The organism is Amphibacillus marinus (assembly GCF_900110345.1).
Classification (GTDB): domain Bacteria; phylum Bacillota; class Bacilli; order Bacillales; family Amphibacillaceae; genus Amphibacillus_D; species Amphibacillus_D marinus.
Genome location: NZ_FODJ01000003.1, coordinates 1 through 11,470 on the forward strand (window position 1 = coordinate 1; position 11,470 = coordinate 11,470).

Consider the following 11,470-nt stretch of genomic DNA (forward strand, 5'->3'; position numbering starts at 1 on the left):
AAGCGACTGTTCAATAGCGTACAGCTAGATCAGCCAGACTGTCGCACAGGGTTTTTCTGTGCAAAAGGAAGGATGAACGAGATGCTAGCTATTAGGAGCTTGAGCTAGATCTAAAAATTAACCGTTTGTATGACACTTGTCAGGTCTTATCTAGTTTTGAGGGTACATGACTTCAAGTAGTACGTTCAGAATCCTGAACTGACCCACAGCCTGTGGGCCTCAATAATGGTTTAGTGACGATAGCGAAGAGGTCACACCTGTTCCCATCCCGAACACAGTAGTTAAGCTCTTCAGCGCCGATGGTAGTTGGGTCTAAGCCCCGCGAGAGTAGGACGTCGCTAAGCTAGTAACAAATTTAATATCTTTTGTAGTTAATATTTAACTACACTGTCGCGGGGTGGAGCAGTCTGGTAGCTCGTCGGGCTCATAACCCGAAGGTCGTAGGTTCAAATCCTGCCCCCGCAACCAAATTAATTTTTCTTGCTACGTTGAATAACTTACTTAGCTAGAAAATAATCATGTACTATAAGTGCAACCAATTCAATTGTTTCTTTTGAATTATTTTTTTTGGAAAAAATGGTCCGGTAGTTCAGTTGGTTAGAATGCCTGCCTGTCACGCAGGAGGTCGCGGGTTCGAGTCCCGTCCGGACCGCCATACATATTAGCTAAGCTATATTTCGTTTTCTTTAATGAAAGCAAGATATAGTTTTTTTATTTATTCCAGATTAAGATGTAATGAAGGCAGCATAATAATTATTTTCGATTTCTTTCTCGATTTTTGCTATTATAGGTATAGCGTAAGAAAGGATGCTAGCCTAATGGATGAATTTAGTTTTATTGAAGCAATTAAACAGCCTTTTTATCGAAATCAGCAAATTATTAGAGGTATTGGCGATGATGCTGCTGTTTTTCGTGAACCTTATCGAGATGTGGTGACAGCTGTTGATACATTTGTAGAGGGTGTCCACTTTTCACGGAAAACAATGGAGCCATTTCATGTTGGCTATCGAATTTTGGCGGCAAACTTAAGTGACATGGCAGCTATGGGAGCAGAGCCAATTTCTTATCTTGTCGCTATTGTCGTTCCGTCAAGCTGGAGTGATAATGAACTAAAAGAAGTTTATCGGGGCTTAGCGACAATAGCAAAGAAATATAAAGTTGATTTAATTGGTGGCGATACGGTCATTGGGGCTCAATTTGTGTTAACCGTAACAATAAATGGGGCAGTTGAGCGTGGGAAAGCACGTTATCGACATCAAATGCAAGCTAATGATTTGATATTTGTAACGGGAACATTAGGTGATTCAGCAGCGGGTTTATCGATATTATTAGATAATAAACGGACAAATAGTGTAGAGACCAGTTATCTAATTAATCGCCATCGCATGCCAACTCCACGCGTTCCCTTTGCCCGTGAAATGGCAAGGCTTAGATGCGTTGCGCTAAACGACATTAGTGACGGGATCTCTAGTGAAGCAAACGAGCTTGCCCAAGCATCGGGTTTAACCGTTTATCTAGATGAAAACCAAATTCCTATATCAAAAGCGTTAGCCCAATTTCCAATTGGGGATCAGCAGATGTTTAAACTAAGCGGGGGAGAGGACTTTGAATTACTTGGTTCTATTGCACCTTCCGAGTGGGATAAGCTTAAAGAAGTTGCCCAAAAATCAGCTACTCAACTTACCCAAATTGGATTTGTCAAAGACGAATCAGAACGGAATGGCAAAGTTTTTATAAAATCAGATGGAGACTACTACAGGTTACTTGAACCGAATGGTTATGTTCATCGAAGCTAGGTGAGATTATGAAGGAAATATTAACACACACTGCTAAGGAAACACAATCAGTTGCCCAGCAGCTTGCAAGAAAATTAAGACCTAATAGTACTATTACTTTAACGGGGGACTTAGGTGCGGGTAAAACGACTTTTACAAAAGGTTTAGGGGCAGGTTTAGGTGTGAAACGAACAATTAATAGCCCTACTTTTACAATTGTTAAAACGTATAGTGGTAATATTCCACTTTATCATATTGATGCATATCGTCTTGAGGATAGTGAAGAGGATATTGGATTTGATGACTATTTCTATGGCGGTGGGATCACGGTTGTTGAGTGGCCCCAGTTTATTGAACCGTTCTTACCTACAGAACGCCTTGATTTAACAATTGAGCGAAAGGGTGAAGACGAACGGCTAATTCGTTGCCAGCCAAGGGGAGTTTCTTTTGAAAAGATTTGTGAGGAGTTGGGGCAATGACAATTTTAGCAATTGATACTTCTAATGAAATGATGGGTCTTGCACTATATCATGATCAAAAAATAATAGCCGAATATGTATCATCAAATAAAAATCAGCATTCTACACGACTAATGCCAGCGATCAATCAAATCATGGCAGATGCGCACCTTAAGCCTAAAGAGCTAACTAAAATTGTTGTAGCTAAGGGACCGGGTTCATATACTGGAGTTAGGATTGGTTTATCTGTGGCTAAGACGATGGCATGGAGCTTGCAAATTCCGATTGTTGGTCTGTCAAGCCTGCAAGCATTAGCTTATTCAGCTAAACCTTACCAGACAATGATATGTCCTTTTTTCGATGCGCGTAGAGGTTTAGTGTATACCGGCCTTTACAATCAGCATGGAAAGGTGGTTATGACAGATCAGAACCTTTTAATGACCGACTGGTTGGCCCAGCTGAAGAAAGACGAACAGAAGTGTGTGTTTATTAGTCCAGATATAGCGGTCTATCAAGAGCAAATTATTGAAGTATTGGGTGATCAAGCCCTTTTTGCTGACTCTGGCTTTAATTATGCTCGACCAAGCATGCTAGCGTTTGCTGGTGCTGATATGGGTGCACAAAGTGTTCATGAGCTAGTCCCCAATTATATTCGTTTAGTGGAAGCTGAGGTGAAGTGGCTTGAAGCTCGCAGAAACCAAGGCAATGCCTAATGTAAGTATTCGAGCAATGGAGTTAGTTGATTTAGATGAGGTAGCGCTGATTGAAGTTAAGTCGTTTACTACACCTTGGTCAAAAGCACTCTACCAGAAAGAATTAATTGAAAACCAATTTGCTCATTATTATGTAATAGAAGTCAATCAGCAAGTCGTTGGTTTTTGCGGAGTGTGGCTTGTACTAGATGAAGCACAGGTAACCAACATTGCCATTGATCCAAGTTATCGTGGTAAGGGCTACGGTGCAATGCTCTTCCAATATATATTAAATCGTGCTTTACTTAGGGGCGCCACGCAGCTATCGTTGGAAGTCAGGAAGTCTAACCATGCTGCCAAGGCGATGTATAAAAAATTTGGTTTAGAAAAAGCTGGTATTCGTAAAAATTATTACACTGATAATAATGAGGATGCCATAGTTATGTGGGTGAAACTATGAGAGAAGAACATAGTACGTATATTTTAGCGATTGAAACAAGCTGTGATGAAACAGCAGTAGCCATTATTAAAGATGGGACAGAGGTAATAGCTAATGTTGTTGCTTCGCAGATTAAAAGTCATCAACGATTTGGTGGTGTGGTCCCTGAAGTAGCCTCACGTCATCATGTCGAACAAATAACCTATGTACTTGAGCAGGCGTTAACAGAAGCTACCATGACTATCGAAGAGATTGATGCTATTGCTGTTACTGAAGGACCAGGTTTAGTCGGTGCCCTGCTAGTTGGTGTGAGTGCTGCTAAAGCGCTAGCCTTTGCTCATCAGAAGCCGTTAATTGGGGTCCATCATATTGCAGGACATATTTATGCAAACCGGTTGCAAGAGGAGTTTAGCTTTCCGTTGCTAGCTTTAGTTGTCTCGGGTGGGCATACTGAGCTTATTTTGATGAACGAGCATGGTAGTTTTGAAGTGATTGGTGAAACGAGAGATGATGCTGCTGGTGAAGCATACGATAAGGTGGCACGTACAATGCATTTACCTTATCCGGGCGGTCCAGAGGTTGATCGACTAGCCCATCTCGGTCAAGATACACTTCAATTTCCTCGAGTATGGTTAGAAGAGGACTCGTTAGATTTTAGCTTTAGTGGGCTAAAATCAGCTGTCATTAATAAACTACACAATGCTGATCAACAAGGGCTCATTTTGAAGAAAGAAGATATTGCGGCTAGCTTTCAAGCGAGTGTAGTAGAGGTGTTGACTGAGAAAACATATCGTGCTGCTAATCAGAACAGAGTTAAGCAAGTCATTGTTGCGGGTGGAGTGGCTGCGAATAAAGGGCTCCGCACGGCTTTAGCTGAGCGCTTTGATCAAACTGATATTCAATTATCAATTCCTCCATTCGCTTTATGTACCGATAATGCTGCTATGATCGGGGCAGCTGCAATGGTTGCCTACCAAAAAGGAAACCGTGCTGATTGGGCAATGAATGCGAACCCTGGTCTTGACTTAGAAGCATATGGGCGAAGATAACCAACAAGCCGGCCAGAATACGAACTAAAGTTACCCACAATTCCTGTGTGAAATGTGGGTAACTTTTTCATTCGCTGCTATAAAAAGCTTTTTTATGTGGGTAATTTCTGTGGATAAATAGTAATTGTTTTGTGGACAATGTGTATAACTCAGTTGATAACCCATAAAACGCTGTTCTTTCTGTGGATAATTAGCAAGCTAACTAATTAGCTTTGTAAAGTCTCCCATTCCTCCATCAATACACTAATCTCTGCTGTTAGTTTGTGATTGTGCTCAGTTAATTGCAATGCTTGTTCATGATCCTGAAAAACGTTTGGTTGGCAAAGTAGCTCCTCATTCTCAGCAATCTTTGCTTCAAGCTGTTCAATTTTTTCTTCTATTTCTTCAATTTGACGAAGACGTTTACGTTCTGCCTGTTTCCGGTGTTTTTCTTCTTGAAAGCTTGTCCGATTTAACGAAACCTCATTGTCTTCGTCCTTTACATTATTTAAAGCTTCAAGTTCACGAGTTTCTGCCAATTTTTCTGAATAATAATCGTAATCACCTAAGAAGACAGTCATGCCATCAGCTTGTTGCTCGAAGACTTGGGTAGCTATCTCATTGATAAAGTACCGATCATGTGAGACAAACAATATTGTTCCAGGATAGTCGAGTAAGGCAGCCTCAAGGATTTCTTTACTGTCTAAGTCTAAGTGGTTAGTCGGCTCATCAAGAATCAGTAAATTTGCCTGCTGCATCATCAGCTTTGCTAGGGCGAGTCGAGCTTTTTCTCCACCACTCAATGTTGAGACCGTTTTTAAAACGTCTTCACCCGAGAATAAGAAGTTGCCCAGAATAGTCCTTATATCACGCTCATTCATATGGGGATAATCGTCCCAAAGCTCAAGGAGAACAGATTTATTAGAATTTAACTTTGCCTGCTCCTGATCATAGTACCCGATTTCAACATTTGCGCCTACCTGGATTTGCCCGCTTGTCTGTTTATAATCAGCAATAATGGTTTTCAGCAAAGTTGTTTTACCGACACCATTTGGACCGACTAGCGCAATCCGTTCACCTCTTGTTATGCGAAAGTTAAGGCCGTAAAAAACAGCCTGCTGTTCATTTGCAAATTGGAAAGCTAAATTCTCTACCTTTAAGACATCGTTCCCACTACGTCTTTTTATCGTAAACTGAAAGTTAGCGGATCCTTCATCACCTTGGGGACGATCAAGTCGCTCTATTTTTGCTAGCTGCTTGCGTCTACTTTGAGCGCGTTTCGTAGTAGATGCCCGAACAAGATTGCGCTGAACGAAATCCTCAAGCTTTTTTATTTCAGTCTGTTGCTTCTCAAATAGCTTCATCTCACGTTCATAATCAAGTGCTTTTTGGTCCAAATATTTTGAATAGTTGCCATGAAATTTCTTTGAGTGCTGGCGCGATATTTCATAGACCATTGTCACCGTCTTATCAAGAAAATAACGGTCGTGTGAGACAATCACAATTGACCCATGATAGTTATTAAGGAAGCCTTCAAGCCATGTTAATGTGTCAATATCTAAGTGGTTAGTTGGTTCATCAAGAATTAGTAGATCGGGCTTAGCAAGCAGTAGCTTGCCTAGCGCAAGTCTAGTCTTTTGCCCACCACTTAGTTCTTCAATTGTTGTATTGAAATCATAGTCAGAGAAGTTAAGTCCATGTAAGACGCTGCGGATGTCTGATTCGTATTGGAAGCCACCGTCATTTTTAAAGGCCACTTGGCGTTGGTCATAGTGATTAAGTAACTGCTGATAGCGGTCTGGATCTACTAACAAATCTGGGTCACCCATTTTTTCTTCCATCGCTCTAAGGGCTTGTTCTTCTACAATTAATGAATGAAAAACATTAAGCATCTCATCCCAAATGGTTTCCTTGCTTTCTAAGCCTGTATGCTGGTCCAAGTAACCAATTGAGATATCTCTTGGGTGGAACAATTCACCTTCGTCATAGGATAGCTTGCCTGCCATTATTTTAAGCAGGGTGGATTTACCTGCACCATTACGTCCAACAATTGCAATACGATCATGTGTTTTAATCTCTAGTTTTATTTGGCTCAAGATTGTTTCTGCTCCAAATCGTTTCACTAATTGATTTATTTGCATTAAAATCATCTTTGTTCACCTCATCTTTATTAGTGTATCGCATTATTTATTCAGGTAGCAAGCAAATCAGTATAGCTTTGTGGTAAAATTGTTTATACTGATAGCAAGTATGCTCATTACGCACAGGCCATTTTCGTAATAATAAAGTGCATGTAACTGTTTTCATAGGACATAAACGATATTATTTGGTAAACTGTACATACGAGACTGCAAATGACAAAACATAATAATAGAATAATTTTTAGAATAGAGGAGATTGAGCATGGCAGGACAGAGTAAAATTCCACAAGCGACAGCAAAGCGGCTACCCTTATATTATCGCTTTTTAAATAATCTACATATACAAGGAAAGACTCGCGTATCATCCAAGGAATTAAGTGATGCGGTTAAGGTAGATTCAGCAACGATTAGACGGGACTTCTCATACTTTGGCGCTTTAGGCAAAAAAGGCTACGGCTACAATGTTGAATATTTATTAGGCTTTTTCCGAAAGACATTAGATCAGGATGAAACAACAACTGTTGCACTAATTGGTGTCGGTAACTTAGGAACTGCTTTCTTACATTACAATTTCACAAAAAATAATAATACCAAAATTGCCATGGCCTTTGATGCGGATGAAAGCAAGGTTGGAGAAGAAATTGGTGGTGTAAAGGTGTATCATATTGATCAGCTAGAAGAAAAGCTGACCGATGTACAGGCAGCTATTTTAACTGTGCCTGGGTCAGTTGCGCAGCCAATTACGGAGCGCATCGTCAATTCAGGGATAACAGGGATACTTAATTTCACACCAGCTCGAATTACCGTTCCTGATCATGTCAGAGTGCATCATATTGATCTTGCAGTCGAGCTCCAATCGCTTGTTTACTTTATGAAGCATTATCCGTCAGAAAATAGCTAACTAAACAAGAGCATCTACATCATTATGTAGATGCTCTTATTTACAGGAGAGGAGGCAACTATCAGATGAGAATTCATGTTTTACAGCATGTTGAATTTGAAGGATTGGCTGCTGTTCAGGAGTGGATTAAAGCAAGAGGGTTTCCCTATATCATCCATCGCCTTGATCTAATGGATCCATTACCAGAGCCAGATGAGGTCGATATGCTAATTAGCTTGGGAGGACCAATGAGCGCGAATGATGCTGAGTTGTGGTTAAGTGAAGAGCGTCTATTGATTCAGCAACTTATTAAAGCTGAAAAACCAATGGTCGGCATTTGTCTAGGCGCACAACAAATCGCTAAGGCGCTGGGTGCGAATATTTTTCAAGGTAAGAATAAGGAAGTTGGCTGGCATCCAATTCAAGCTAGTTGCTCAACCAGCCTACCAGAAATGCCTAATCAACTAACCGTCTTTCATTGGCATGGTGAGCAATTTGATTTGCCCAAAGGAGCGGTTAATCTGTTTCATAGCGCCGCATGTGCTAATCAAGGCTTTCTCTATCAAGAGCGCGTACTTGGTCTCCAGTTTCACTTTGAATCGACACAAGCAAGTATTGATGAGCTGTTAAGGCATGATAGTAGTTACATTGATCAAGGTCAGTATGTACAGAGCGCTGAAGTAATTCGCAATCATCCAATTCCTACTCAGAATAAGCAGCTTTTATTTCGGTTACTAGATCGCTTAATAGCGTAACAAAAAAGTTCAGATCCTGATTATCTCCACTGATCTGAACTTCAACTTTATTTCTTGGTGTTTTTTTTGTACTGCTTTATTTTAAAATGGAGCTTAATAAGTCTAACTGTCAATCCATAATTAAAGCTGGTCACCAGTGCTAATAGAATGGTAATTGGATTTAAAACAGTAGCTTCAATAGACTGGAAGGCAAAGTAGAGAAACACTGAGCCGACTATAAAATAGAAGCAGGCATGATGTAATGGTGAAATACGCATAAAATAGCTTAGCCTCCAATGAGATTGATAATAATAAATTGCACTTCCTCAAAGTATTGCTCAATTTGCTCAGCAAAGAATAGCTGCATAACGACGACATAGCTGTTCATTAACACATGCGCCATAATGGGGACAATTAACCGTTTTGATTGAACATAAACAAAGGCAAATACAAAGCTAATAACAAAATAAACTAGCAAATGTGTGAAATCATTATGGACAACAGCAAAGACAAGGCCAGAAATGGTTCCCGCTATGAAGAAGTTTGTCCGTTTATAGAGCTCTCCAAAAATAATTTTACGGAAAATAATTTCTTCTAATATCGGGCCGATAATGGCGACGATAAGAATAAATATCGGAAATACACGTGATATTTCCAGAATTGCTGTTGTATTTTCTGATTCTAATTGTAACCCAAATAGATAAACTTGAATTAAATTAGCAATTGCTTGACCAAAAAGCGCCATAACCACGCCAAGAATGCACCATACCACAGTCATTGTTCCACTAGCACGGTCATCGGCTCTTGGTAGCTGTCGATCTTTCCTCAATAAAATAATTGAAATAACGAGTGCCACAATAAAACTAAAGACCTGCCAATTAACCAAAATCGTTTGAGCAAGCTCAGGATTAAATGCTTGGCGATCCACCAACCAGACCACTGGATAGGATGAAAATTGAGCAAGAATGTAGGTTAAAAGAATGGCCATATATCTTTTAGGCATTGCGCTGCCTCCTTCACATTAATGAAAACTGCAATAAACGTATTTTACCACAATCCTATCATAGAATTAAACCGTAACTTTCATGCATCATTTTTTTAAAAAAATTTAATCACAATACTTGCAAAATAATAGTGAATTCATTATTATAATAATTGTGTTAGCACTCTTTGAGTTTGAGTGCTAATAAAATCGTTTAAATCCAATTAAAAATACATGGAGGAGGTTTTATAATGCTAAAGCCACTAGGTGATCGTGTCATTATTGAACTCGTTGAAGAAGAAGAAAAAACAGCAAGCGGAATTGTACTTCCTGATTCTGCGAAAGAAAAGCCACAGCAAGGAAAAGTTGTTGCAGTAGGTTCTGGTCGTATTGCTGACAACGGAGCAAAAATCACTCCAGAAGTAGCAGAAGGCAATACAGTTGTTTTTGCTAAATACTCAGGTACAGAATTGAAATACCAAGGCACAGAATACTTAATTCTTCGTGAAGATGACATTTTAGCTGTTATCGGTTAATGAAGAATCAACTTTTACGATAATACTTAACGCTTGAAGGAGGAAATAACAATGGCTAAAGAAATTAAATTTAGTGAAGACGCACGTCGCGCGATGCTTCGTGGTGTCGACACATTAGCAAATGCAGTAAAAGTAACATTAGGACCAAAGGGGCGTAATGTCGTCTTAGATAAGAAGTTCGGTTCGCCACTAATTACCAATGATGGTGTGACCATTGCTAAAGAAATCGAGCTTGAAGATAAATTTGAAAACATGGGTGCTCAGCTTGTATCAGAAGTTGCATCTCAAACAAATGATGTAGCTGGTGATGGTACAACCACTGCAACAGTGCTTGCACAGGCGATGATCCAGGAAGGTCTGAAAAACGTTGCCTCAGGGGCAAACCCAGTAGGCGTACGTCGCGGAATTGAAAAAGCGGTTGCAGTAGCAACGGAAGAATTACGTGCTATTTCTAAACCAATTGAAGGCAAAGAGTCGATTGCTCAAGTTGCTGCCATCTCATCAGCAGATGAGGAAGTTGGCCAACTTATTGCTGAAGCAATGGAGCGTGTTGGTAATGACGGTGTTATCACAATAGAAGAATCAAGAGGCTTCTCAACTGAATTAGAGGTTGTTGAAGGGATGCAATTCGATCGTGGCTATGCTTCACCTTACATGGTAACAGACCAAGATAAGATGGAAGCTGTTCTTGAAGATCCATATATCTTTGTCACAGATAAGAAAATCAATAACATTCAAGAAGTATTACCAGTCCTTGAGCAAGTTGTTCAACAAGGTAAGCCATTACTTCTGATCGCTGAGGATGTTGAAGGAGAAGCGCTAGCTACATTAGTGGTCAACAAGCTTCGTGGTACCTTCAATGCGGTTGCTGTTAAAGCACCTGGCTTTGGTGACCGTCGTAAAGCCATGCTTGAAGATATTGCAACATTAACAGGTGCTGAAGTGATCACTGAAGACTTAGGTCTTGACCTTAAGAGCACGACGCTTGAGCAATTAGGTCGCGCATCTAAGGTTGTGGTAACGAAAGAAAACACAACAATCGTTGAAGGTGCTGGTAACCCAGAAACCATCTCAGGTCGTGTCCAACAAATCCGTGCGCAAATCGAAGAAACAACTTCAGAGTTCGATAAAGAAAAATTACAAGAGCGTTTAGCTAAATTAGCTGGCGGAGTAGCAGTTGTTAAAGTTGGTGCGGCTACTGAAACAGAACTAAAAGAACGCAAACTACGCATCGAAGACGCCCTTAACTCAACACGCGCAGCAGTTGAAGAAGGAATCGTTTCTGGTGGTGGTACGGCTCTTATGAACGTTTACAAGCAAGTTGCTGGCCTTGACTTAGACGGCGACGAAGCAACTGGTGCAAGCATCGTGCTACGTGCGCTAGAAGAGCCAGTTCGTCAAATCGTTGAAAATGCCGGTCTTGAAGGCTCAGTTATCGTTGAAAAACTTAAAGGTGAAGCAGTTGGTGTTGGTTACAATGCTGCAACTGGCGAGTGGGTAAACATGATTGAAGCAGGTATTGTTGATCCAACGAAAGTAACTCGTTCAGCACTACAAAACGCAGCATCCGTTGCGGCAATGTTCTTAACAACTGAAGCAGTTGTTGCTGACATTCCAGAAGAAGGCGGAGCAGGCGCAGGCATGCCAGATATGGGCGGCATGGGTGGTATGGGCGGTATGATGTAATCTGCCTTGCAAAATACTGGTGCATAAGTATTTTATAAGGTTGTAATTCATAAATGCTCATGTTATAAAATGAAAAAGAAACTTCCAATAAATACCTACTTTTGGAAGTTTCTTTTTTA

Annotated in this window: 12 protein-coding genes, 2 tRNA genes and 1 rRNA gene; 12 read left to right on the plus strand and 3 right to left on the minus strand. The window is 40.4% G+C overall.

Annotated features, from left to right (window positions below; translation table 11 throughout):
• The first annotated feature begins 229 nt into the window (after nucleotides 1-229).
• The 8 genes from rrf (at nucleotide 230) to tsaD (ending at nucleotide 4,413) form a co-directional block, all read left to right on the plus strand.
• Nucleotides 230-344 (plus strand): 5S ribosomal RNA (gene rrf, locus BM000_RS05610).
• Nucleotides 345-391: 47 nt separating this feature from the next.
• Nucleotides 392-468, plus strand: a tRNA-Met gene (locus BM000_RS05615).
• 110 nt (nucleotides 469-578) lie between these two features.
• A tRNA-Asp gene (locus tag BM000_RS05620) sits at nucleotides 579-655 on the plus strand.
• A 163-nt stretch (nucleotides 656-818) separates the two neighbouring features.
• Nucleotides 819-1,796: a thiamine-phosphate kinase gene (thiL, locus tag BM000_RS05625; protein WP_091495724.1), complete on the plus strand. Its 978-nt coding sequence runs from the start codon at nucleotides 819-821 to the stop codon at nucleotides 1,794-1,796.
• 8 nt (nucleotides 1,797-1,804) lie between these two features.
• Nucleotides 1,805-2,254, plus strand: a complete 450-nt coding sequence (tsaE, locus tag BM000_RS05630) for a tRNA (adenosine(37)-N6)-threonylcarbamoyltransferase complex ATPase subunit type 1 TsaE (RefSeq protein ID WP_091495726.1) — start codon at nucleotides 1,805-1,807, stop codon at nucleotides 2,252-2,254.
• Nucleotides 2,251-2,946, plus strand: coding sequence for a tRNA (adenosine(37)-N6)-threonylcarbamoyltransferase complex dimerization subunit type 1 TsaB (gene tsaB / locus BM000_RS05635; protein WP_091495728.1), 696 nt, complete (start codon nucleotides 2,251-2,253; stop codon nucleotides 2,944-2,946). The genes tsaE and tsaB overlap by 4 nt, the downstream gene beginning before the upstream one ends.
• Nucleotides 2,939-3,385: a ribosomal protein S18-alanine N-acetyltransferase gene (gene rimI, locus BM000_RS05640; RefSeq protein WP_091496272.1), complete on the plus strand. Its 447-nt coding sequence runs from the start codon at nucleotides 2,939-2,941 to the stop codon at nucleotides 3,383-3,385. Before tsaB ends, rimI begins: the two co-directional genes overlap by 8 nt.
• Nucleotides 3,382-4,413, plus strand: a complete 1,032-nt coding sequence (gene tsaD / locus BM000_RS05645; RefSeq protein WP_091496275.1) for a tRNA (adenosine(37)-N6)-threonylcarbamoyltransferase complex transferase subunit TsaD — start codon at nucleotides 3,382-3,384, stop codon at nucleotides 4,411-4,413. Before rimI ends, tsaD begins: the two co-directional genes overlap by 4 nt.
• A gap of 206 nt (nucleotides 4,414-4,619) precedes the next feature.
• Here tsaD and BM000_RS05650 read toward each other — a convergent pair whose 3' ends face one another.
• On the minus strand, nucleotides 4,620-6,542 hold the full coding sequence (locus BM000_RS05650) for an ABC-F family ATP-binding cassette domain-containing protein (RefSeq protein ID WP_091495730.1): 1,923 nt from the start codon (nucleotides 6,540-6,542) through the stop codon (nucleotides 4,620-4,622).
• Between the two features lie 253 nt (nucleotides 6,543-6,795).
• On the opposite strand from BM000_RS05650, the gene BM000_RS05655 reads away from it, so the two are divergent.
• Nucleotides 6,796-7,434, plus strand: coding sequence for a redox-sensing transcriptional repressor Rex (locus tag BM000_RS05655; RefSeq protein WP_091495732.1), 639 nt, complete (start codon nucleotides 6,796-6,798; stop codon nucleotides 7,432-7,434).
• A 65-nt stretch (nucleotides 7,435-7,499) separates the two neighbouring features.
• Nucleotides 7,500-8,168 (plus strand): type 1 glutamine amidotransferase, encoded by a 669-nt coding sequence (locus BM000_RS05660; RefSeq protein WP_091495734.1) that lies wholly within the window; start codon nucleotides 7,500-7,502, stop codon nucleotides 8,166-8,168.
• Nucleotides 8,169-8,215: 47 nt separating this feature from the next.
• Here the strand turns inward: BM000_RS05660 and BM000_RS05665 are convergent, their stop codons facing one another.
• Together BM000_RS05665 and BM000_RS05670 are read right to left on the minus strand one after the other, a co-directional pair.
• The gene (locus BM000_RS05665; protein WP_091495736.1) at nucleotides 8,216-8,425 is read right to left on the minus strand and encodes a DUF4305 domain-containing protein; all 210 of its coding nucleotides are present in this window, start codon (nucleotides 8,423-8,425) and stop codon (nucleotides 8,216-8,218) included.
• Between the two features lie 8 nt (nucleotides 8,426-8,433).
• Nucleotides 8,434-9,150 carry a CPBP family intramembrane glutamic endopeptidase gene (locus BM000_RS05670; RefSeq protein ID WP_091495738.1) on the minus strand — a complete coding sequence of 239 codons (717 nt, stop codon included), beginning with the start codon at nucleotides 9,148-9,150 and terminating at the stop codon, nucleotides 8,434-8,436.
• A gap of 230 nt (nucleotides 9,151-9,380) precedes the next feature.
• Here BM000_RS05670 and groES point away from each other — a divergent pair, with 230 nt between their 5' ends.
• Entirely contained in the window at nucleotides 9,381-9,665 is a 285-nt protein-coding gene (gene groES / locus BM000_RS05675) for a co-chaperone GroES (RefSeq protein ID WP_091495740.1), read from the plus strand.
• Between the two features lie 51 nt (nucleotides 9,666-9,716).
• Complete coding sequence (gene groL / locus BM000_RS05680; RefSeq protein ID WP_091495742.1) at nucleotides 9,717-11,351, plus strand: chaperonin GroEL; 1,635 nt, start codon at nucleotides 9,717-9,719, stop codon at nucleotides 11,349-11,351.
• Nucleotides 11,352-11,470 lie beyond the last annotated feature (119 nt).